The organism is Arthrobacter pascens, from assembly GCF_030816475.1.
GTDB classification, from domain to species: Bacteria; Actinomycetota; Actinomycetes; order Actinomycetales; family Micrococcaceae; genus Arthrobacter; species Arthrobacter pascens_B.
Genome location: NZ_JAUSXF010000001.1, coordinates 2,795,851 through 2,818,614, shown reverse-complemented (window position 1 = coordinate 2,818,614; position 22,764 = coordinate 2,795,851). Strand labels below are relative to the sequence as shown.

The 22,764-nt window shown below is 64.8% G+C and carries 20 protein-coding genes and 1 pseudogene; 15 read left to right on the top strand and 6 right to left on the bottom strand.

The window, feature by feature from the left end:
* Window positions 1–103 precede the first annotated feature (103 nt).
* Complete coding sequence (gene infB, locus QFZ40_RS12940) at window positions 104–3,046, top strand: translation initiation factor IF-2 (protein WP_306904860.1); 2,943 nt, start codon at window positions 104–106, stop codon at window positions 3,044–3,046.
* A 300-nt stretch (window positions 3,047–3,346) separates the two neighbouring features.
* Entirely contained in the window at window positions 3,347–3,856 is a 510-nt protein-coding gene (gene rbfA, locus QFZ40_RS12935; RefSeq protein ID WP_306904858.1) for a 30S ribosome-binding factor RbfA, read from the top strand.
* Between the two features lie 192 nt (window positions 3,857–4,048).
* Here rbfA and QFZ40_RS12930 read toward each other — a convergent pair whose 3' ends face one another.
* Window positions 4,049–5,056 carry a ScyD/ScyE family protein gene (locus tag QFZ40_RS12930; protein WP_306904857.1) on the bottom strand — a complete coding sequence of 336 codons (1,008 nt, stop codon included), beginning with the start codon at window positions 5,054–5,056 and terminating at the stop codon, window positions 4,049–4,051.
* 204 nt (window positions 5,057–5,260) lie between these two features.
* On the opposite strand from QFZ40_RS12930, the gene QFZ40_RS12925 reads away from it, so the two are divergent.
* Window positions 5,261–5,746: a nucleoside deaminase gene (locus QFZ40_RS12925; RefSeq protein ID WP_306904856.1), complete on the top strand. Its 486-nt coding sequence runs from the start codon at window positions 5,261–5,263 to the stop codon at window positions 5,744–5,746.
* A gap of 1 nt (window position 5,747) precedes the next feature.
* The gene (gene trxA / locus QFZ40_RS12920) at window positions 5,748–6,194 is read left to right on the top strand and encodes a thioredoxin (protein ID WP_306904855.1); all 447 of its coding nucleotides are present in this window, start codon (window positions 5,748–5,750) and stop codon (window positions 6,192–6,194) included.
* Here trxA and QFZ40_RS12915 read toward each other — a convergent pair.
* Complete coding sequence (locus QFZ40_RS12915) at window positions 6,156–7,355, bottom strand: pyridoxal phosphate-dependent aminotransferase (RefSeq protein WP_306904853.1); 1,200 nt, start codon at window positions 7,353–7,355, stop codon at window positions 6,156–6,158. The genes trxA and QFZ40_RS12915 overlap by 39 nt on opposite strands.
* Before the next feature lie 153 nt (window positions 7,356–7,508).
* Between QFZ40_RS12915 and truB the strand changes: the two genes are divergently transcribed.
* The 10 genes from truB (at window position 7,509) to QFZ40_RS12865 (ending at window position 17,476) form a co-directional block, all read left to right on the top strand.
* Window positions 7,509–8,432, top strand: a complete 924-nt coding sequence (truB, locus tag QFZ40_RS12910; protein WP_306904851.1) for a tRNA pseudouridine(55) synthase TruB — start codon at window positions 7,509–7,511, stop codon at window positions 8,430–8,432.
* Between the two features lie 2 nt (window positions 8,433–8,434).
* Window positions 8,435–8,788: a hypothetical protein gene (locus QFZ40_RS12905; protein ID WP_306904850.1), complete on the top strand. Its 354-nt coding sequence runs from the start codon at window positions 8,435–8,437 to the stop codon at window positions 8,786–8,788.
* 19 nt (window positions 8,789–8,807) lie between these two features.
* A complete protein-coding gene (locus QFZ40_RS12900) occupies window positions 8,808–9,284 on the top strand; it encodes a hypothetical protein (RefSeq protein WP_373427430.1) in 477 nt (158 codons plus the stop codon).
* 96 nt (window positions 9,285–9,380) lie between these two features.
* On the top strand, window positions 9,381–10,364 hold the full coding sequence (locus QFZ40_RS12895; protein WP_306904848.1) for a bifunctional riboflavin kinase/FAD synthetase: 984 nt from the start codon (window positions 9,381–9,383) through the stop codon (window positions 10,362–10,364).
* Window positions 10,365–10,402: 38 nt separating this feature from the next.
* Window positions 10,403–11,257, top strand: coding sequence for a tryptophan 2,3-dioxygenase (gene kynA / locus QFZ40_RS12890; protein ID WP_306904847.1), 855 nt, complete (start codon window positions 10,403–10,405; stop codon window positions 11,255–11,257).
* A gap of 20 nt (window positions 11,258–11,277) precedes the next feature.
* A complete protein-coding gene (gene kynU, locus QFZ40_RS12885) occupies window positions 11,278–12,513 on the top strand; it encodes a kynureninase (protein ID WP_373427429.1) in 1,236 nt (411 codons plus the stop codon).
* A gap of 222 nt (window positions 12,514–12,735) precedes the next feature.
* Complete coding sequence (gene rpsO / locus QFZ40_RS12880; protein WP_247048644.1) at window positions 12,736–13,005, top strand: 30S ribosomal protein S15; 270 nt, start codon at window positions 12,736–12,738, stop codon at window positions 13,003–13,005.
* A gap of 243 nt (window positions 13,006–13,248) precedes the next feature.
* Window positions 13,249–15,513, top strand: a complete 2,265-nt coding sequence (locus QFZ40_RS12875; protein WP_306906913.1) for a polyribonucleotide nucleotidyltransferase — start codon at window positions 13,249–13,251, stop codon at window positions 15,511–15,513.
* A gap of 124 nt (window positions 15,514–15,637) precedes the next feature.
* Window positions 15,638–16,981 carry a M16 family metallopeptidase gene (locus QFZ40_RS12870; protein WP_306904843.1) on the top strand — a complete coding sequence of 448 codons (1,344 nt, stop codon included), beginning with the start codon at window positions 15,638–15,640 and terminating at the stop codon, window positions 16,979–16,981.
* Window positions 16,982–17,014: 33 nt separating this feature from the next.
* On the top strand, window positions 17,015–17,476 hold the full coding sequence (locus tag QFZ40_RS12865) for a DUF1579 family protein (protein WP_306904842.1): 462 nt from the start codon (window positions 17,015–17,017) through the stop codon (window positions 17,474–17,476).
* Between the two features lie 72 nt (window positions 17,477–17,548).
* Here the strand turns inward: QFZ40_RS12865 and QFZ40_RS12860 are convergent, their stop codons facing one another.
* The gene (locus QFZ40_RS12860; RefSeq protein ID WP_306904841.1) at window positions 17,549–17,830 is read right to left on the bottom strand and encodes a hypothetical protein; all 282 of its coding nucleotides are present in this window, start codon (window positions 17,828–17,830) and stop codon (window positions 17,549–17,551) included.
* A gap of 820 nt (window positions 17,831–18,650) precedes the next feature.
* Between QFZ40_RS12860 and QFZ40_RS12855 the strand changes: the two genes are divergently transcribed.
* Window positions 18,651–19,226 (top strand): helix-turn-helix transcriptional regulator, encoded by a 576-nt coding sequence (locus QFZ40_RS12855; RefSeq protein WP_306904840.1) that lies wholly within the window; start codon window positions 18,651–18,653, stop codon window positions 19,224–19,226.
* 163 nt (window positions 19,227–19,389) lie between these two features.
* On the opposite strand, the pseudogene QFZ40_RS12850 reads toward QFZ40_RS12855, so the two are convergent.
* The 3 genes and pseudogenes from QFZ40_RS12850 to moaA all read right to left on the bottom strand — a co-directional run bounded on the left by QFZ40_RS12850 (window position 19,390) and on the right by moaA (window position 22,640).
* Window positions 19,390–21,057: pseudogene (locus QFZ40_RS12850) on the bottom strand (DUF222 domain-containing protein).
* 189 nt (window positions 21,058–21,246) lie between these two features.
* Window positions 21,247–21,513 (bottom strand): MoaD/ThiS family protein, encoded by a 267-nt coding sequence (locus QFZ40_RS12845; RefSeq protein ID WP_306904839.1) that lies wholly within the window; start codon window positions 21,511–21,513, stop codon window positions 21,247–21,249.
* A 5-nt stretch (window positions 21,514–21,518) separates the two neighbouring features.
* Window positions 21,519–22,640, bottom strand: coding sequence for a GTP 3',8-cyclase MoaA (gene moaA / locus QFZ40_RS12840; RefSeq protein ID WP_306904838.1), 1,122 nt, complete (start codon window positions 22,638–22,640; stop codon window positions 21,519–21,521).
* Window positions 22,641–22,764: the final 124 nt, after the last annotated feature.

Genomic DNA, 22,764 nt, shown 5'->3' with positions numbered 1-22,764 from the left:
GTTGCGCTCTGCAATGGGCCCTTCAGCTGCAACCGCGGCGAGGGTCCGCAGTAAGAAGTAGACGGTTCGTGCCTGGCTCGGTGCGGACCGAGACAGGAGAAATGTGGCCAAGGTCCGCGTACATGAGCTTGCAAAAGAGCTCGGTATTACTTCCAAAGATGCAGTGACAAAACTGCAGGAACTGGGCGAATTCGTTCGCTCCGCCTCTTCCACCATTGAGGCCCCGGTGGTGCGGAAACTCCGCAACGCCTACCCCGACGCTGCTGCTAAGGCGTCAGCTCCGGCTGCTGCGCCCAAGGCGACCGCCCCGTCGGCTGAATCACGTCCCGCGGCGCCTGCCCCGTCGGCAGACTCCCGCCCCGCAGCACCCAAGGCTCCGGCCGAGGCACCCGCTGCGGCTTCGGCACCTGCCGCGCCGGCTGCCCCCGCAGCACCGGCGGCATCGGCCGCAACTGGCCCCACGGCCACTGCCCCGTTTGCAAGTGCCCCGTCCGTAAGTGCACCTTCCACCGGCGCCAAGCCCGGTGCGAGGCCTGCCCCCAAAGCTGAGACCCCGGCTCCTTCCACCCGCCAGGGTGGATCAGCTCAGGGCGGATCAGCACCCCGTCCCGGCGGTCCCCGTCCGGGCAACAATCCGTTCGCCACGTCCCAGGGCATGCCCCGCGGCCGCGGCGGCGACGGAGAACGTCCCCCGCGTCCGGGTAACAACCCGTTCGCTCCTTCACAGGGCATGCCCCGCCCGGGTGGAAGCCGCACCGACGGCGACCGTCCAGGTGGCCCCCGTCCCGCAGCAGGTGCCGGTGGTCCCCGTCCGGCTGGTGCTCCGCGTACCGCAGGTGGTCCGGGCGGTCCCCGTCCCGCAGCAGGTGCCGGTGGCCCCCGTCCCGGCGGCCCCCGCCCCGCGGGCGCCGGCGGAAACCGTCCTACTCCGGGCATGATGCCCAACCGCACTGAGCGTCCCGCACCGGCTGGTGCCGGCGGACGCCCGGCTGCCGGCGGTCGCGGCCCCGGACGCCCGGGTGGCGCTCCAGGTGCAGGTGGCGCTCCCGGTGCCGGCGGCGGAGCTCCCGCAGGCGGCGGCTTCGGCAAGGGTGGCCGCGGGCGCGGTGGTACCCAGGGTGCCTTCGGTAAGGGTGGCGCAGGACGCGGCAAGCAGCGCAAGTCGAAGCGTGCCAAGCGCCAGGAACTCGAGCAGATGAGTGCTCCGTCGCTGGGTGGCGTCAGTGTGCCCCGCGGGGACGGCAACACCGTCGTCCGGCTTCGCCGTGGCTCGTCCATCACGGACTTTGCCGACAAGATCGAGGCGAACCCCGCCGCACTGGTGACCGTGCTGTTCCACCTTGGTGAAATGGCAACGGCTACCCAGTCGCTGGACGAGGAAACCTTCGCCCTCCTGGGTGAAGAACTCGGCTACAAGCTCCAGGTTGTGTCACCGGAGGACGAGGAGCGCGAGCTGCTCTCCACCTTTGACATCGACTTCGAAGCAGAGCTCGAAGCTGAAGGCGATGAAGACCTCGAGGCACGTCCTCCTGTTGTCACCGTCATGGGCCACGTCGACCACGGTAAGACCCGCCTGCTCGATGCCATCCGCAAGTCCGACGTCATGGCCGGCGAGCACGGCGGCATCACGCAGCACATCGGTGCCTACCAGGTCACGCACAACCATGAAGGCGAAGACCGCAAGATCACCTTCATCGACACCCCTGGCCACGAGGCGTTCACCGCAATGCGTGCCCGTGGTGCGAAGGTCACCGACATCGCCATCCTGGTGGTCGCAGCGGACGACGGCGTGATGCCGCAGACCGTTGAGGCCCTCAACCACGCGCAGGCAGCCAATGTGCCCATCGTGGTGGCCGTGAACAAGATCGACAAGGAAGGCGCCAACCCGGACAAGGTCCGCGGCCAGCTGACCGAGTACGGCCTGGTTCCCGAAGAATACGGTGGCGACACCATGTTCGTAGAGGTCTCTGCCCGCCAGAACCTCAACATCGACGAGCTGCTCGAGGCCGTCCTGCTGACCGCAGATGCCGCCCTGGACATGCGCGCCAACCCGAACAAGGACGCCCGCGGTATCGCAATCGAGGCCAACCTGGACAAGGGCCGCGGTTCCGTGGCCACTGTCCTGGTGCAGTCCGGTAGCCTCCGTGTCGGTGACACGATTGTTGCCGGCACCGCCCACGGCCGTGTCCGTGCAATGTTCGACGACGACGGCAGCGCCCTGACCGAGGCCGGCCCGTCCCGCCCCGTGCAGGTACTGGGTCTGTCCAACGTGCCGCGCGCAGGCGACACCTTCTTTGTGACCGCCGACGAGCGCACCGCCCGTCAGATCGCCGAGAAGCGTGAAGCAGCCGACCGTAACGCCGCACTGGCCAAGCGCCGCAAGCGCATCAGCCTGGAAGACTTCGACCAGGCCGTGGCCGAAGGCAAGATCGACACCCTCAACCTCATCCTCAAGGGTGACGTGTCCGGTGCCGTGGAGGCCCTCGAAGACGCACTGCTCAAGATCGACGTCGGCGAAGGCGTGCAGCTGCGCGTCATCCACCGCGGCGTCGGTGCCATCACGCAGAACGACGTCAACCTGGCAACCGTCGACAGCGCCGTCATCATCGGCTTCAACGTCAAGCCTGCCGAGCGGGTTGCCGAACTGGCAGACCGCGAAGGCGTGGACATGCGCTTCTACTCCGTCATCTACGCAGCAATCGATGACATCGAGATGGCCCTCAAGGGCATGCTCAAGCCGGAGTACGAAGAGGTCCAGCTGGGCACCGCCGAGGTCCGCGAAGTCTTCCGTTCCTCCAAGTTCGGAAACATCGCCGGTTCCATCGTCCGCTCGGGTGTTATCCGACGCAACACGAAGGCACGCATCAGCCGCGACGGCAAGATCATCGGTGACAACCTCACCGTTGAGACGCTCAAGCGCTTCAAGGACGACGCCACTGAGGTCCGCACGGACTTCGAGTGTGGTATCGGTCTTGGCTCGTTCAACGACATCACCGAAGGCGACATCATCGAGACCTTCGAGATGCGCGAAAAGCCGCGCGTCTAAGCTGTTCGTTTAGCTGTGCCGGGTCGGGGGCGTCGGATTTTTCCGGCGGCCCCGCCCCTACGCTGGGCGGCCAACGTCTTACGACGTCGGCCGCCCAGCTCCGGCAGCGGCGTCAGCCGTCCCAATGCTCGCAAGCTCGCATCGGGGCCCTCGGCTGCCGCCTTGGATGCCACTCCCTGGCCGCCGGAAAAATCCAACGCGGGTCCGCTGTGACCTCGCCTGAGTTCGTGGCAATTACTGAACCTGTGTGCGCTGGCGTAAGCCGCCGTCGTACATCCAAATTTTTTTTAGGAGTTGTTCATGGCTGATCCCGCACGGGCTGCCAAGTTGGCGCAGCGGATTAAGGTTGTTGTTGCTGAGGCCTTGGGCCGGAAGGTTAAGGATCCCCGGCTGGAGGGCATCACTGTTACGGATGCCCGGGTGACCAACGATTTGCAGCATGCCACGATCTACTACACGGTTTTCGGCGACCAGGCTGTGCAGGCTGATGCTGCCAAGGGGCTGGAGAAGGCCAAGGGTGTGCTTCGTCAGGAAGTGGGCCGCAACGTTACTGTCCGCCTGACACCTACCCTGGAGTTTGTAGCGGACCAGATCCCCGTGAACGCCTCTAACCTGGAGCAACTCCTCCGGGCGGCGAAGAAGCGCGACGCCGAGGTGGCGGCTTTGGCTGAAAACGCCAAGCACGCCGGCGATGCTGATCCGTACAAGAGCGACATCCCCGCGGATGTGGAGATCGACGAGGACGACTTCGACGAAGAGGACCTGGACCTCAGCGACGACGGCGAATTCGAAGAAGACAGCAACAAGTAACGGCAGACGCCGGCAAGCATGAAACAGGGCCCGGATGCGAATCCGGGTCCTGTTTCATTTAATGCTCTCCTGAGCAACTAATCGACTTCGATCACCCTGCCTCCAGGCTGAGAGGCGGGGGCGTCCGGAGCTGACGGGTCCGGCAGCCCCACCAGGGCGTCCACAGTGGCGAAGACGTCACCGGCCCTATACTCAACATCCGCGGGCTGGTTCACGGCCAGGAACTGGGACCGCTCTGCATTGCCGTTGAACTTCAGGATCTCCACCCCCGAACAGGGACGCCACATACACGTCGCCGTTCTCCGCCACGGCCAGGCCGGTAGGACTCAAGATATGGTCGGCCCAAACGCTCGTGTCACCGCTCCACGGGTTGATCTTGAAGATCGCACCCCGTGCGCCGAGTCCGGGTACCTCCGGACCGCCAGGCAGCGATGAGACGTACAGCCAGCCGTCCGGACCAATCTCCACATCCGTGGGCACCGGTTCGAAAGCGTACTCGTACCCAGCACAGGCAGGCACGCCCAAAGACCCCGCAACATCCGTGGAGAGCTTCACCGGACGCGGTGGAAGGACGGCCAGGGTTGATACCTTGCCGGATTCGAGATCAACCTTAAGGACAGCATTCATGCCGGCATCCGCAACATAGGCTGTGTCTGCCCGGACCGCCAGGGCGTACGGATGGGAGTCCACGCCCCCCGTGTACTGCGGTGCAGGTGCATTCGGGAGGGACGCTGCTTCAGCAAGGCATTTCTCGCTGGCATCAGGCGCGAAGCCGTAGTGCTGGTCCCCGTCCGGGTTATGATTCCGTTCGAAGTCGGCGAAGCTGGCGAGGGTACGGACGTCATTCTCCGGTCCCAGAAGTTTCAGGTAGCCCTCGAGTTTCGCAGGATCACCTTGGCCCGCGCCCACGCTCTCGAGGAAATACGTGCCGGCGCTACGGATTTCCACGCCGGCCACTTCCCAGCCCGGTTTAGTGGTGTACACATCTTTCCTGGCACCATCGGACTCCACCCGGGTGAGAATGCCGGCGAAGTCCTGGCTGACGCGGACGGATTCGCCCGGGCCGACAGCCAGGTGGAGGGGCGAGACCAGGCCGGTTGCCATGACTTCGATACCAGGTTCCTGGCTGGACGCGTAAGCCGGAGCGGCTGGGAGCATCGCGGCTAAGCAGGCAATAAACGCGAGTTTTCGTTTCATCATTGGGTACTCCGTGATTTTTGCGCTTGACGGGCTGGGGATATGGAGTGGATGGGAGGAACGGCAGGCAGCTCCCGGCGTCGAGACCAGGCAGCTCCCGGCGTAAAGACTCTAGGCCTGTACCGGCGGGTAGTTGTTGGGGAGCTGCCCCCTAATGCGCCCCCTATTTCATCCCCTAACCTGAATCCCCATGACTAGGATCGAGCTATGACCATGGCACAAGATTCCGACCAGTCCGCCCGGTACCTGAAACAGGCTGTGGAGCTCGCCACAGGAAATGTCGGGGATGGCGGCGGACCCTTCGGCGCGGTGGTGGTGACACCGGACGGCCGGGTGTACGAGGGGGTCAACAGGGTCACCCGGGACAATGACCCCACAGCCCACGCGGAAGTAGTGGCCATCCGCACGGCGGCCGCCGCCATTGGGAACTTCGATCTTGCAGGCTCGGTACTGTACACGAGCTGCGAACCTTGCCCGTTATGCCTGTCTGCGGCCCTGTGGGCGCGAATCGTGAGAGTCCATTTTGCGGCGGACCGCCACGGCGCAGCCGCCGCCGGATTCGACGACGCTATGTTCTACGAGTACTTCGAAGGTTCCCGTCCTGAACTGATGCCCGTCACCAGGAGTGACATTCCGACGTCGAACGCACCCTTTGAGGCATGGCGCCACTTCGTGGACCGGGTGGAGTACTGACGTGGCGGACTCGGGCTCAGCGCTGGTCACATGCCCCAACTGCGGGAAGACGAACCGGATCCCGGCGGCAGCATCCGGCCGCCCGCGCTGCGGCAGTTGCCGGCAGGACCTGCCCTGGATTGTCGACGCCGGCGATCACGACTTCGGCCTGGTTGCCGAACAGTCACCGGTTCCGGCCCTTATCGATTTCTGGGCCGAATGGTGCGGCCCCTGCCGCATGGTGTCTCCGGTGCTGGACAAGCTGGCCCGCGAAAAGGCCGGCCGTATCAAGCTGGTCAAAGTTGACGTGGACAACGCTCCGGGGCTTTCCAGGCGGTTTGATGTGCAGGCTATTCCCACCTTGATGGTCATCGTCGACGGCAGGGTGGTGGCCCGCCAGGCAGGTGCCGCTCCTGCCCAGGTCCTGCGCTCATGGCTGGATGGGGCCCTGGCCAACAACCGCGGCTAGCGCCGGCAGCCGGCCCACGCCTTCCATCAGATCCGGAAGGGTGCCGCACAGTGCGATCCGCACCCAGCCCTCGCCGATGGAACCAAAGGCGGTCCCGGGCGCCAGCGCAACCCCTGACTCGGCGAGGAACTGATGTGTCCAGGCGCGCACGTCGCCGCCGCTGGCATGCGAGACGTCGGCCCAGAGGTAAAACGCACCTTGTGCCGTCAGGTAGCGAATGCCCTTCGCCTTGAGGATGGCGGAGGCTGCGTCCCTGTTGGCCAGGTAATGGGCATGGGCCTGCTCCACATAGTCCTGCGGACCGGTCAGCGCGGCGAGCGCTGCATACTGCGAGGGCGCGGCAACGCAGGAGACGACAGCCTCCATCACGTTGTTCATTTTCTGCTCCAGCCCCGGCGGGCACACCAAAGCGCCGATTCTGAGCCCGGTGAGGCCGTACGTCTTGGAAAGCGTCAGCGACGTGAATACGCGTGCCTCGCCGGGAACGTCGCTGTCGAAGCTCGCCGGGCTGATATGCGGGACACCATAGGTGAACGCCTCATAGCATTCATCCGAAATGATCCAGAGGTCACGCCGCCTGGCAAGATCCACCAGCTGGCGGGTCAGGTCCTCGCCAAGCACTGCCCCCAGCGGATTGGACGGTGAGTTGAGCATCAGCACCCTTGTCCGTTCCGTGATGAGTGCCTCAATGTCCTGGATCCGGGGCTGGAAGTCCTGTTCGGGATATAGCGGATAGCCAACCGGTACAGCATTGAGGAGCCTGCTGGTCATGGCGAACGTGGGGTAACCGGGATTCGGGATCAGGATTTCATCCCCGGGGGAGAGCAGGAGGCTCATCGCCAGGTGGAGTCCCTGCTGCGCGCCAGCCACGACATAGATACGGTCGGCGCCAATGCCGATTTGGTGGCCGCCCGCGGCGTGCTGTTCCCGGAACCTGGCGGCGAAAGCCTCCCGCAGTGCCGGAAGGCCGGCGTTTGGCGTGTAGTTGGTCTCGTCCCGGTCCAGGCACGCAATGCCGGCGTCCAGGACGTGCCGGGGGAGGGGGAAGCCCGGCTCGCCAATGCTCAGCACCACCGCTTCGGGAATACGCCATGCAGCCTCGGTGATCTCGCGGATCTGGTTGACGGGAACGTCGCGGACATGCGGGGCAAGCTCTGGCATGTCTGCCATCCTAACCGTGCACCTTCCTTGGGGGAGGGCGCGAGGGGTCGTGGGAAGGAGCTCTGGGAGCGAGGGAGCGGGCACGGGGGACCCGCGGGAGGGCGGGAACGAGCGTGGGTCGGGGCGGGAACGAGCGCCGATATACTGGGAAGCGTGCTTTCTGGACTGGTGATAGTGGACAAACCGCAGGGATGGACCAGCCATGATGTGGTTGGCCGGATGCGGCGCCTCGCCGGTACCCGGAAAGTGGGCCATGCCGGGACCCTTGACCCCATGGCCACCGGTGTCCTGGTGCTGGGAATCAACAAGGCGACCCGCCTGCTCACTTACATTGTGGGGACGTCCAAGACGTACACCGCGACCATCCGGCTTGGCCAGTCCACCATCACTGACGACGCCGAAGGTGACGTGATCGCATCCGCCAGCACTGCAGCAATCACGAATGAGGCAATCCACGACGGCGTCGCGGCCCTGACGGGGCTGATCCAGCAGGTGCCAAGCAGCGTCAGCGCCATCAAGGTCAACGGTGAACGGGCCTATGCGCGGGTGCGGTCCGGTGAAGAAGTAAAACTCATGGCGCGCCCTGTCACCATCCACCGGTTCGAGGTTCACGGCATCAGGCGGGAACCAAGCGGGGACGTGGTGGACGTCGACGTCACCGTGGAATGTTCCTCCGGCACCTACATCCGGGCCCTCGCCCGCGACCTCGGCAACGCACTCGGAGTCGGCGGCCACCTGACCGCGCTGCGGCGCACGCAGGTCGGGCCCTACTCCCTGGAGCAGGCGGGCACGTTGGAGCAGCTGGCAGAGGAACTCAATGTCCTGGAAATGTCACAAGCCGCCCGCGCCCTTATGCCCAACAGGGAACTCACCCCTGAAGAAACCACCGAGATCTCCTTCGGCCGCAGGATTGCGGCCGGCGCACCGGCAGGAAGCCCGGGGGCGGCCTCGGCAGAGCATCCGGCCGCGGCATTTGCCCCCGACGGCAGCCTCGTGGCGCTGCTGGCGGATTCAGGCAGCTTTGCCAAACCCGTACTGGTGTTCGCGCCCGGCAACTCCACAGGCCCGGAGGCCTAAGCGTGGACGCATATTTCTACATCATCCTGGTGGTCGGTCTTGTCTCCAGCGGAATCTGCCTGGTGGCCGGCATCCTCAAAAAAGCTCCCAATGACGTCACCATCCTCTCCGTCGCCGCCGTTGAACTGGGCCTGCTGGTGTACCTCGTGGGCTCCATCGTCAGGGTCGCCGCCGGTGAACACATGGCCGGCGAAGCCTGGGAATTCTGGGGATACCAGGCAACCGCCCTGTTGCTCCCCGTCGGCGCCGTGTACTGGTCCATCCTGGAACGGACCCGTTGGAGCAATTTTGTCCTGGCCGCCGTCGGCGTCACCGCCCTGGTGATGACCGCCCGAATGAACCAGATCTGGTACTGAAGTGGAAGAAGCCCGCAACGTGAATCCCCGTCCTGCGAAATCCAGCTCCGAAGCGACACCGGGGATAACGCCCGTACCGGCCAAGGACACACGCAACACCGGACCCGGCCGCCTCCTGATTGCCGTGTACGCGGTGTTTGCCATCTCGGCCACCGCCCGCGCCGGCTACCAGATCCTCACCAAGTTCTCCGAAGCACCGCTTGCCTACCTGCTCTCCGCGTTTGCGGCCCTGGTGTACGTCATAGCCACGGTGTCCCTGGCCAAGCCGGGCCGCACCTGGTTCAAGGTGTCCGTGACGGCTGTACTCGTGGAGCTGGTCGGCGTCCTGGTGGTCGGCGCACTGAGCATCTTCGATTCGGTCCAGTTCCCGCACGAAACAGTCTGGTCCCTCTTTGGCCGCGGCTACGCCTTCATTCCGCTGCTGCTGCCCATCCTGGGGCTGGCCTGGCTGTACCGGCGGCGGCCAGGCAAGCGTCCGGCCAGCGCCAGGGGCTAGCAGTCGGGCCCGCCGGGTTTGCGGGTAATCTTAGAGAGTTCCGCGGCCGGTCAGGTTCCGGGACATGTCAGTTGCAGGCAGTAAAAGGCGAGGGTGATGGTCTACATCTGGAACGATCCGTCCGAGGTCCCGGCGGACTTCGGTCCATCAGTTGTCACCTTTGGCAATTTCGACGGCGTCCACCGTGGCCACCAGCAGGTGCTGTCCCAGCTCATCCGCTCCGCCCGTCTCAACCGGACCAAGGCGGTAGCGGTGACGTTTGACCCCCATCCGGCCCTGATTCACCGTCCGGAGTCCGCCCCGGAGATGATCATGGGGCTGCAGGACAAGCTGGAGGCGCTCGGAGAGCTGGGCCTTGACGCCATCCTGGTGATGAAATATTCGCTGAACCTTGCCAGCCTCACTCCTGAGGAGTTCGTGGGCCAGGTGCTGGTGGACAGCCTCCACGCCAGCCACGTGGTGATCGGGCACGACGCCCGTTTCGGCCGTGGGAATTCCGGCGACCTGGACACCATGAAGAAGCTGGGCGAGAAGTTCGGCTTCGACGTCCAGGTCATCAGCGAGTTCGGCTCCGAGGGCTACCCCCTGCACGACGACGACGGCAAGGACCGCCGCTGCTCGTCCACCTGGGTGCGTGAGGCGCTGCAGGAGGGCGATGTGGCCACTGCCGCTGAAGTGCTCGGCCGTCCGCACCGGATGCGTGGCGAAGTAGTGCATGGGGCCGCCCGGGGCCGCGCGCTCGGGTTCCCCACCGCGAACCTGGCAAGCAACGCGAGCGGGCTCATCCCCGCGGACGGGATCTACGCCGGCTGGCTCGTCGACCAGGCCGGGACCCGCTGGCCGGCAGCCATCTCCGTCGGTTCCAACCCCACTTTCGACGGCGTCAGCCGCCAGGTCGAGGCCCACGTGATCGACCGCCCGGAAGAGTCAGTGGAGGACTTCAATCTCTACGGCCAGACAGTTGTGGTGGAATTCGTGGCCAGGCTCCGTGGCATGGTGGCATACCGTGGGCCTGAAGCACTCGTTGACCAGATGCGCCTCGACGTGGTCCAGGCGCATGATCTCCTGGTTCGGCGCTGACCCGGTCCCGGGAACCATCAGCCAGGAAGGCGGCACCTGTGTCCGTTGAAAAGAACACCCGTAAGCTGGACAAGGGCATCGTCCGCGACTTCAGTTCCCGGATGAGCTATGCATCATACCTGCAGCTGCCGATCCTGCTCAGTGCCCAGCAGCCCGTCAGCGAGCCTGAGCACCACGACGAACTGCTGTTCATCATCCAGCACCAGACCACTGAGCTGTGGCTCAAACTGGTCCTGCACGAACTCCGAAGTGCCGCTGCCTGGCTCCGTGAAGACGATCTCGGTTCCGCGCTCAAGGGCATCGCCCGGGTCAAGCACATCCAGAAGACCCTGACGGAGCAGTGGTCCGTCCTGGCCACCCTGACGCCCACCGAATATTCGCAGTTCCGCGGCTTCCTGGGCAACTCATCGGGCTTCCAGTCCAGCCAGTACCGTGCCGTGGAGTTCGTCCTGGGAAACAAGAACCGCAAAATGCTTCCCGTGTTTGAATCCGACCCCGAAGCGCACGCCATGCTCGAGGAACTGCTCAACGCCCCCAGCATCTACGACGAATTCCTCGCCTACCTCGCTAGGCAGGGCTTCGACGTGCCGCAGTCAGTCCTGGAACGGGATGTCACCAGGGCCCACGAGTTCCGCCCCGAACTTGTGCCCTTGTTCAAGCACATCTACGAAAACGCAGCGGACAACTGGGGCGCCTACGAAGCCTGCGAGGAACTCGTTGACCTCGAGGACAACTTCCAGCTGTGGCGCTTCCGGCACCTGCGCACGGTGCAGCGGACCATCGGAATGAAATCCGGAACCGGAGGCTCCACCGGCGCCGCGTTCCTGCAGAAGGCCCTGGAACTGACCTTCTTCCCCGAACTGTTCGCCGTCCGGACGGAGATCGGCCAATGAGGGAGGAAGGACAGCCCGCAGTGGAAAATCACGACGACGGCGCGCTGCGCGAAAGGGCTGCCCACCTCGATGGCCAGGACCCCCTGGCCCACTACCGCGACCTCTTCATCGGAACAGATTCGGACCTGTCCTACCTCGATGGCAACTCCCTGGGACGCCCGCTCAAGCGCAGTATCACGGATATCAGCACCTTCATCCGGGACGGCTGGGGCGGCCGGCTGATCAGGGGCTGGGACGAGGAATGGCTGGAGCTGCCGCAGGCCATCGGCGACCAGCTGGGAAGGGCAGTGCTGGGCGCCGCTCCGGGCCAGACAGTCATTGCCGATTCCACCACGGTGGTGCTGTACAAACTCCTTCGCGCTGCACTCGCCGCCGTGACAGACCCTGCCCGGACGGAAGTCGTCCTGGACACGGACAACTTCCCCACGGACCGTTACCTGGTGGAGGGCATCGCCCGCGAGGAGGGGCTTTCCCTGCGCTGGATCGAAGCTGATCCGGCCGCCGGCGTGACCCCCGAACAGGTGAGGGAAGCCACCGGGCCGACGACCGCCGTCGTACTCCTGAGCCATGTTGCCTACCGCTCCGGGTTCCTTGCCGACCTTCCGGCCATCACCGAAGCCGCCCACCGGGCAGGAGCCCTGATGGTCTGGGACCTGTGCCACTCGGCGGGTTCGGTTGAGCTGGACCTGGACGGCGCGGGCGTGGATTTTGCGGCCGGCTGCACCTACAAGTACCTCAACGGCGGCCCGGGCTCGCCGGCGTTCGCCTACGTCAACAGCCGGCACCTGGCCAGCCTGAAGCAGCCCATCTGGGGCTGGATGGGACGCAAGGATGCGTTCGAGATGGCAGCGGGCTACGAGCCGGCGCCCGGCATCCGGGGGTTCCTGAGCGGCACTCCGGCCATCTTCGGGATGCTGGCCATGCAGGGCACCCTTGACCTCATTGAAGAAGCCGGGATGGCAGCGATCCGGGAGAAGTCCCTGAAACTTACCGCTTTCGCCGTCGAGCTGTTTGAAGCGTGGCTGGAACCCCTGGGCGTCATCCTGGCTTCACCCGGCGATCCTGACCGCCGGGGCAGCCACATTACCGTGGACCATCCGGCCTTCCGGAACGTCACGGCCGCCCTGTGGGAGCAGGACGTCATCCCGGATTTCCGCGCGCCGCACGGCATCCGCGTCGGACTGTCGCCACTGAGCACCAGCTTTGCCGAACTGTTCCGCGGGATGGCAGCAGTCCGGGATCAGCTCCGCGGATAGCCGGACCTGCAGGCCCCGCGTCAGCGTGCCGACGAAGCCGATGGCGGCTGTTTCGACAAGATTGCGGCGCGGCCGGTAAACTGGACGATGGATCCGGCTGCAGTCCGTGGCGGCTGGTTCCTGCTGTGCGTGGAATGGCTCCGGTTTCCGGGAAATCCTGCGCTGGCAGACCCGGCAGTGAGTTACTGATTCGGGCCTCACGGCACATCAATAGGAGTTATTGTGGCACTTGACGCCGCTGTAAAGCAGTCCATCATCAAGGATTTCGCAACGTCTGAGGCCGACACCGGTTCGCCGGAGGTCCAGGTTGCAGTCCTGACCCAGCGGATCAAGGATCTGACTGAGCACATGAAGGAGCACAAGCACGATTACCACACCCAGCGCGGTCTGCTGGCCATGGTCGGTCGTCGCAAGCGCATGCTCACCTACCTCAAGAACACTGACATCGCCCGCTACCGTGCGCTCATCGAGCGCCTCGGCCTGCGCCGCTAGTCAGGCTTAAGGGGCGGCCCCTTCCTCCATGGAACGGGCCGCCTTCTTCAAAAAACTAAACAGGAGGATCAACCGCATCACGCATTCGCGGTCCTCGGTAGTGATTCCCGGGAACGGCTTCGAAGACTGAAGCCCTGGCCGAGGGTCTCGATCGATGACCGGGTGCAGTGCAGGCCAGTAGACAGATGCTGGACTGGGTTGATGCGGCTGGACTCCGTGAAACAAGAAACGGAGGTGACTCTCTTGGAGGGTCCCGAAATCCAGTTCTCAGAAGCAATCATTGACAATGGCCGCTTCGGCAAGCGTGTAATCCGCTTCGAAACCGGCCGTCTTGCCAAGCAGGCAGCCGGCGCAGCCATGGTGTACATCGACGACGACACCGCTCTGCTGTCCGCCACCACCGCAGGCAAGCACCCGCGTGAAGGCTTCGACTTCTTCCCCCTGACGGTCGACGTTGAAGAGCGCATGTACGCTGCCGGCCGTATCCCGGGCTCGTTCTTCCGCCGTGAAGGACGCCCGTCCACCGAAGCCATCCTGGCTTGCCGCCTCATGGATCGTCCGCTGCGTCCGGCCTTCGTCAAGGGCCTGCGCAACGAGGTCCAGATCGTGGTGACCGTCCTGGCCATCAACCCTGACGAGCTCTACGACGTGGTGGCCATCAACGCCTCCTCCATGTCCACCCAGCTCTCCGGCCTGCCCTTCTCCGGCCCGATCGGTGGCGTCCGCGTTGCCCTGGTTGCTGACGAGAACGGTTCCCAGTGGGTCGCGTTCCCGAAGCACTCCCAGCTCGAGAACTCCGTGTTCAACATGGTTGTCGCCGGCCGCATCGCCGGTGACGACGTCGCGATCATGATGGTTGAAGCCGAAGCAACGGACAACTCCTGGAACCTCATCAAGGAACAGGGCGCCACGGCTCCCACCGAAGAGGTTGTCTCCGAGGGCCTCGAGGCCGCCAAGCCGTTCATCAAGGCACTCTGCGACGCACAGTCGGACCTCGCAGCGCGCGCTGCGAAGCCCACCGTTGAGTTCCCGGTCTTCCTCGACTACGAGGATGACGTCTACGCCGCGGTTGAGTCCGCTGCCGCTGAGAAGCTGGCCGCTGTCTTCCAGATCGCTGATAAGACGGAGCGCGACGACGCTTCCGACGCCCTGAAGGACGAGGTTGTTTCCTCCCTTGCCGGCCAGTTCGAAGGCCGTGAGAAGGAGCTCTCCGCAGCATTCCGCTCGGTAACCAAGCAGGTTGTGCGCCAGCGCATCCTCAAGGACCAGATCCGCATTGACGGCCGTGGCCTGACGGACATCCGCCAGCTCACCGCCGAGGTCGAGGTTCTGCCCCGCGTGCACGGTTCCGCGATCTTCGAGCGCGGCGAAACCCAGATCATGGGCGTCACCACGCTGAACATGCTCAAGATGGAGCAGCAGATCGATTCGCTGTCGCCCGTCACGCGCAAGCGCTACATGCACAACTACAACTTCCCGCCGTACTCCACCGGTGAGACCGGCCGCGTCGGTTCGCCGAAGCGTCGCGAAATCGGCCACGGTGCCCTGGCAGAGCGCGCAATCGTGCCGGTGCTTCCGTCCCGCGAGGAGTTCCCGTACGCCATCCGCCAGGTGTCCGAGGCGCTTAGCTCCAACGGCTCGACGTCGATGGGTTCGGTCTGCGCCTCCACGCTGTCCCTGCTCAACGCCGGTGTGCCGCTGAAGGCCGCCGTTGCGGGTATCGCCATGGGCCTGGTCTCGGATCAGGTCGACGGCCAGACGCGCTACGCTGCCCTGACTGACATCCTGGGCGCCGAAGACGCTTTCGGTGACATGGACTTCAAGGTTGCCGGTACAGCCGAGTTCGTTACGGCCATCCAGCTGGACACCAAGCTCGACGGCATCCCCGCGTCAGTGCTGGCAGCAGCGCTGAAGCAGGCCCGCGAAGCCCGCCTGCACATCCTGGATGTCCTCAACTCCGCGATCGACACCCCGGACGAGCTCTCCGAGTTCGCGCCGCGCGTCATCGCGGTCAAGATCCCGGTAGACAAGATCGGCGAGGTTATTGGCCCCAAGGGCAAGATGATCAACCAGATCCAGGAAGACACCGGCGCCGACATCTCCATTGAGGACGACGGCACGGTCTACATTGGCGCCACCAACGGTCCGTCTGCAGACGCAGCACGCTCCGCCATCAACGCCATCGCCAACCCGCAGGTTCCGGAAATCGGCGAGCGCTACCTGGGTACGGTCGTCAAGACCACCACCTTCGGCGCTTTCATTTCCCTGACCCCGGGCAAGGACGGCCTGCTGCACATCTCCGAGCTGCGCAAGCTGGCCAGCGGCAAGCGCGTGGACAACGTTGATGACGTCGTTTCCGTCGGCCAAAAGATCCAGGTGGAGATCACCAAGATCGATGACCGCGGAAAGCTGTCGCTGTCCCCCGTAGTGGCTGAAGAGGAAGGCGCCGGCGAACCCGAGCCCGTTCACGCCAACGCCGGGGCAGAGGGCGCTGGCGAAGCCGAGTAGTCCACTGACGCGGAGTAACATCCTCCTGCGCATAGTATGAAGCAGCGGGGCCGGTGGATGATCCACCGGCCCCGCCGCTGTTACGATGGCAGCCAGATCCGGCTGCCGCTCCTGAAAGGCTTCAATGACTGTTGTACCCCTGCCGCTTGAGCAGAACCAGCCCGGCGACACCCTGGTCCACGGGTCCGACGGCGGACCCGTCGTCAGGCGTTCCGTACTGCCCGGCGGCGTGCGGGTGCTGACCGAGGCAATGCCCGGGCAGCGCTCGGCAACTATTGGCTTCTGGGTGGGTGTGGGGTCCCGTGACGAGGCTCCGGGGCAGCACGGTTCCACGCACTTCCTTGAACATCTCCTGTTCAAGGGCACCAAGCGGCGGACGGCGCTGGAAATCGCCTCGGCGTTCGACGAGGTGGGCGGCGAATCCAACGCCGCCACCGCCAAGGAAAGCACGTGCTACTTCGCCCGGGTACTGGACACCGACCTGCCCATGGCCATCGACGTCATCGCCGACATGATCACCGGCGCCGTCCTGGATCCCACTGAAATGGAGCAGGAGCGCGATGTCATCCTGGAGGAAATCGCGATGGACAGCGATGACCCCACCGACGTCGCCCATGAGCACTTCGTGGCGGCCGTGCTGGGGACCCACCCGCTGGGCCGCCCCATCGGCGGCACGCCTGCGGCCATCAAGGCTGTGGCCAGGGACTCTGTCTGGGAACACTACCGCCGCTATTACCGTCCGGATGAGCTGGTGATCACCGCCGCGGGAGGCCTGGAGCACGACGTCGTCTGCCGCCTTGTGGTGGACGCGCTCCACACGGCCGGCTGGTCCCTGGAGTCCGATGCCGCCCCCGTGGAACGCCGCTCTACGGAACGTGCGGAGATTACCGGCACCGCGGGCCTGCATGTCGTCAAGCGCGCGGTGGAGCAGGCCAACATCATCATGGGCTGCCCCACGATCGTGGCCACCGATGACCGCCGCTACGTCATGAGCGTGCTCAACGCAGTGCTGGGCGGCGGAATGTCCTCGCGGCTGTTCCAGGAAATCCGTGAGAAGCGGGGGCTCGTGTACTCCACGTATTCCTTCGCCTCTTCCTACGCTGATGCCGGCTACTTCGGCATGTACGCTGGGTGTACGCCTTCGAAGGTCCGCCAGGTGCTGGATCTGCTGGGGCTCGAGCTGGACAAGCTGGCCGAGGGCGGGATCTCCCAGGACGAGCTCCGCAAGGCAGTCGGCCAGCTCTGTGGCGGAATCGTGCTGGCTCTTGAGGACACCGGTTCCCGGATGTCGCGGCTCGGCCGGGCTGAACTGGTGTCCGGTGAGTACCAGGATATCGACGAGACCCTCAGGCTGATCAAGTCGGTCACCGCGCAGGAGGTCCAGGACCTTGCCCGGGAGCTGGCTGCGGCGCCACGCACAGTCACCGTGGTGGGGCCGTTTGATGAAACCGAGACATTCGGTCTCTGACCCGGATACCTTACTAAGGGAGCGCGCAGCGCCATGAACAGTCCGCAGACGGGCGCCGTGCACGCGGTGCTCGAGAACTTCCTGGGGCATTGGCGGGGCACGGCCCGGGTCGCCGCATCAGCTTGGGGGCCGGAGCACACTGCCGCCGCCGAAGTGACTTACACGCGGGCGGCGGGCGGCTACGCTGTCGTCCAAAGCTACCGGCACGTCGAAGCTGACGGGTCGCATTTTGAAGGCCATGGAGTCTTCACGATAGACCCAGACCATGATGGTGTTCTTTGGTATTACGTCGACAGCATGGGCCTGCCGCCGGCCGGGCCGGCCCGCTGCAGCTGGGTTGATGGCGTCCTGCGCGTTGAGCGCCGCACCGAGCGCGAGACCGCCCGCCATACCTTCCGGGTGGATGGTGAGGTACTGACCCACATAATCGAACTGCGCTTCGGCGCGGACCAGAACTTCGTCCCGTTCATGACCTCGGAGTGCCGGCGCGTCTGATCCCCAGGGCACCCTGACCAGGCGGACCATCTGGCATTTGGCGCGAACGAACATTGTTGCCCAGGAACGTGGTTAGCCCGCAGATTCCACAATTCTTGTCTGCGGTATCCCGGCCAAGGCAGGAGCCGCGACTGGCGAATTCCATACTTTGGCCTTGAGGTTTTCCAGTAAACGCCGGGCTTGTTCGAGCGTGGCGAAGTCCAGTTCCACCACTACGTAATGGGCATCGTCCACGGGCCGACCTATCCTGTGGGACACAACCCCCGACGCCGTCCGGTTCACCGGATCGCTGTCAAAAGCGGCCTTCCACATCTCGAAATCCTTGATGCTGTGTTCTATCTGGAGGGTGAACATTTCGGTATTCTCCTTCGGAGCCGACGCCCCTCTGTGACGGCGTCAATTTTTGTTGGACACTGCCCAAGGTAGGCCCATCTCCCGGTCGCCGTTATCCCAGAAATCTGGAGTATGCCCGGCCGACGTGTTGCCGCTCAAGCCGGGGCATACTGGGGCAATGATTACTGGCAGGGCGCTAACCCGGAGCCTGGAGCGGGTTCGTCTCTTGGCCGACTGGAAACTGGGGGATTCAACCCTGGACCATCAGTCACTTCGCTCCGAGGCTTTGGCCGAAGTAGCCCGCGTTGTCCCGTTCGATGCTTTCGTCTGGCCCCTCTGTGATCCGGTGACGGCAACCGGCGTCGCGCCCCGTGCCAGGATTCCCAGCCCGCGGGAATTGCCGCTGCTGATCCGGCTGAAGTATTTGTCGCGGCCCGCCAGATGGACGGGGCTGGCAGGCTCAGGGCAACTGGCGATGACTTTGCTTCGCGCTACGGACGGAGATCTGTCCCGGAGCCTGCTGTGGGACGGTGTATTGAAGCGGTACGGAATCTCCGATGTCCTATCCACTGTCTTCGCGGACAAGCATGGGTGCTGGGGATGGCTTGACCTGTGGCGGGTGGACAGCCAAGGAGCCTTTTCGGACACGGAAACACGGTACATGAGTGACGTTGCAAGAGAGCTGACGCCTGCCTTGCGACGATCGGTTGCGCGGCAATTTCAGGTGCCGAGCAACGATGGAAATAACCGGCCGGAGGCGTCAATGACGACACCTCTCGTCACGACCCCACATCCAGGGAACGGGGCCAAGATGACCTCACATCCAGGGAACGGGGTCAAGATGACCTCACATCCAGGGAACGGGGCAAGCCGACTGGAGCTGCCTCCACAGGCCGTGCTCACGCTGGACGAAGACATGGCCGTGGTGGGCGAGACGGCGTCGACCAGAGACTGGCTGGATTTACTCCAGCCCGGTCCGCGCCCCTATCAGGCCGTCCCCGCTGAGGTTTTGAATGTGGCTGCGCAACTGCTGGCCCGAGAGGCGGGCGTTGACGATCATGACGCTGCTGCGCGGGTCCACATCGGCTCGGGCAGATGGGCAGTACTGAGGGCAACCCGGATGTCGGCTGCGGCTTCCGGTTCAACCCCGCCCCTGGCCGTGACCATCCAGGAGTGCCCGCCTGAGGCAAGGTTGGATATGTTTGCGCGGTGCTTCGGTCTGCCGCCGCGGCAGCGGGAACTTTTGGAGCTCGCGTCAGCGGGGGCGAGCACAGCGGCCATGGCGGAGAGTCAGGGAACAAGCGTCTATACAGTCCAGGACCAGTTCAAACAGATCTTTGAAAACTGTGGTGTGCGGAGCCGCGCGTCTCTGTTGGCCATGGCACTGGGAATCGTCGCTGGCGAGTCCGGGCTGTAGCGGCATAAGTGACAGTTCCAGGCAGCCTGGTATCCGGAATTTTTGTCTAAGGAGTCAAGTGCCAGCCGTAGTTCAAAGGCCAGCCTCCGTAGTTCAAGTCCCAGCCTCGTTCAGGGGATGGCGCCATCGAGCACGGGAAGCGATCACGACGATCCCGGCCGGGTTATTCCGGGGCTGCCGGTTCGGGTTCCAGGCACGAGATACCGCGCGCGGCATGCCCCTGTTCATGGTCCTGCCATTGGTTCAGGATATGGGGCGGCCATTGTGGTGGTTCCCATCCTTGTTCCTTATGTTGGATTTCGTGCATGGCGTTTTTGGGCCAGTGGGGTGGTTCCCAGTTTTGTTGTTCGCTTTGGTAGTGGCGTCCGGTGGGTGAGGTCCAGCCTGGTGGTTTGTTTTTGGTGGCTTGGGTGGGTTTCCAGGCGGTGGTGTGTTTGAGTTTGTGGTGTTTCGGGCAGGGTTGGCCGAGGTTGGTGATGCCGGTGGTACCGCCGTGGGTCCAGGCGAGGAGGTGGTCTGCTTCGTTGTCCAGGGAGTGGTTGTTGCAGCCAGGGAAGGGACACTTTCCGTCGCGCATGCGGAGCCATTGCCGCATGGCTGCGGGGATGCGGTAGCTGGTGCGGCCGATTTCCAGGGGTGCGCCGTCGCGGGGGTCTGTCAGGACCCGGTGGAAGGACTCGGCGCCGTCGGCGACGAGCCGGCGGGCCATTGAGGCAGGGATGGGGCCATACCCGTCCAGGGTGGCGGGTTCGTCGGTGAGGCCCATGAGGGCGAACACCGGGACGGTGATGAGGACCTGGGCTTTGGGTGAGGGCACCCCGCCGGTGGTTGTTGTGCCGGTCGAGGTGCCGTCTGCCCTGGTGCCGTCTGCCCTGGTGCCGTCTGCAATGCTGCCAGTGATCGTGCTACCAGTGGTCGTGGTGCCGACGGTGCTGATGCCACGCATGGTGCCAGCACTGGTGCCAGCGATCGTGGTGCCGGCGCCGGTAATAGTGGCCGTACTGCCGGTGCCGGTGGTGACGCCTTCCAGGAGCCAGGCCGCTACGGTGTCCGCGCGCAGCTGCGTCAGCGTCCTGCCCTCTCCCGGGCTTTGCAGTGCGCGGGCTGCGGTAGTGGTCCGGTCCCAGATCCCTGCCGCGGTATCGGCGGGCAGGTAGGCGGCGAGCCAGGCCATGCCGTCCCGGTCCGGGGCTTACTCGACCCGCCGGTCCAGAATGCTGCGGGTATGGCGGATTTCGATGCTGACAGGATGGTGGCGTTCGCGCCAAGTCCGGGCTTTGGCCCGGAACCGGGACGGGACCAGCTCCCCGGCGGCGCACATGGCGGCCGGGTCCGGATTCAGGAAGTGCCCCTCCAAGGCCGACGCGCCCGCCGGGTCCAGGCCTGTGGTTTCATCGACCATCACCCGGGCGTGCTGCCACGAAATCGACCCGTCCTGCAGCGCGGCCAGGGTCAAAGGCAAGGTGGTGGTGAGCTCCCGGGATTGGGCAAGGAGGGCACTGGCGGCGCGTTCGCTCACTGTTAGTACGCACGCGACCTCCGCGACCACGACCATCTCCTGGGCGGTGTGTTCCTGCGGCGACGTGACAGGCGGGGCCATGGCGTGAGTTGCTTGCTCAAAACCCCTGGCCAACAAGACCTTCAGTGCGGCCAGCTGGGCTTCCGTCCGGGCAATCGCGGCCAGCCCGTCCAGGAACGCATCCGCCTGCTCCCGAAGCGGGTCGGCACCGATAGGACCCGAATAAGAGGTCGCCCGGCCGACGTGGACAACGAGCGCAGCGACAGAAGACTTTAGAGCCTCTGCTGCCTCACCCGCTGCCATTCGTTCCATACTCAAATCATCCTGCGAGGCACCGACAAAAACGGCGAAGGCGAGGGCCTATGTGGATAACACCGCGATCGACCGGGTCATCAGTGGCTGGGATTGTGTCCTCCCGCGATCCACGTCAACCAGAGGCCGCAGGACGACCGGTGGGTCGACAGCGTACAACCTCAAATGTTTAGTCCAAGCTGGAAGTGCCTAGCCCCCGGCGAACGGCGGAAGCACGTCAACAACATCCCCCGGCGCAAGGACAACACTCCGGTCCCGCACCGCCACCTCATTGAGCAGGAAGCTGCTGCGGGACAGGATGCGCGGCAGGGGCGGTGTGCCGGCCGGCGGCTCCGGCCGTTCCACTCCCAGAACAGCCTGCAGCAGGTCCGAAACCGTGGCGCCGGCGGGCAGGTCGAACCGCTCCTCTTCCACACCCGCGGCGGCGCGTGCGGCAGCGAAGTATCGTACGTTCAAGAAATTCAGCCTCCGATGGCGCTCATGCTGCGGTCCGGCTGGACGAAGTCCGGGGCGTCAAGTCCTACATGGTCCATACCGTGTGCCTTGGGTTTGACCCACATGGCGTCCTGCCATCGTTCGACCAGGGCATCGTCGCTGGCCCCTTCGCGCAGGAGCCCCAGGAGATCAAACTCCTCCCGGGAGAACAAGCAGCTCATGATCTTGCCCTCGGCGGTGATCCGTGTCCGCCGGCAATCGGAGCAGAACGGTTCCGTCACAGAGGCGATGATTCCGACGGTTCCCAGCACAGGTCCCTGAGGGTCCGCGGACCCGGCCACCCGGCGTCGTACTTCAAAGCGCTCCGCGGGTGCTCCGTCACGGGCACGGGGGTCCGGGCTCAGGACGTAGTCCACTGAAAGCAGCCCGCGGATCTCGGCTGCCGTGATCATGTTCCGGCGCGTCCAGCCATGGTCCGCGTCCAGCGGCATCTGTTCAATGAATCGCAGTTCGTAGCCGCGGTCCAAAGCCCAGGCGAGCAGGGACGGCGACTCGGCGTCGTTGATGCCCCGCATCAGTACGGCATTGAGCTTGACGGGGCCCAGCCCGGCCGCCCAGGCCGCGTCCACCCCTGCCAGCACACGGTCCAGGAAGGGGCGGCGGGTCAGTTTCGCGAAGGTTTCCTCGTGCAGGGAGTCCAGCGAGACATTGATACGGGTAAGGCCGGCTGCCTTGAGGGCCGACGCTTTTTTGTCCAGCCCCACACCGTTGGTTGTCATGGAAATGGGAAGGTCGGGGTGGTTGCTCCTGATGGCCCCGATAATGCCGATCAGGTCCGCCCGGACCAATGGCTCCCCGCCCGTCAGCCGCAGTTCCCGCACACCCAGCCGGTCCACACCGATCCGGACGATCCTCACGATCTCCTCAGCTGACATCACTGCCTGCTTGGCCAGCCACTCCAGCCCTTCGGCAGGCATGCAGTAGGTGCAGCGCAGGTTGCATTTGTCAGTCAGGGACAGCCTCATGTCCGTGGCACGGCGCCCATAACGATCAAGCAGTCCCGGCGGCGCGTCCGCCGGACGGGTGGCATGCGGCAGGCTGGAGCCCGAACCCTCACGGGGTTGCGGCATGCCTAGCTGAACACTCATGAATTCAGGCTACGCCACCTTGGGCCCCACCATCACGCCCATGACGCCGGGGAATCTTACGGAAGTCCTACGGTTCCGCTCTGGACGGCCAGGACCGGCTCCGCGGCCTTCCCGCGAACCTATG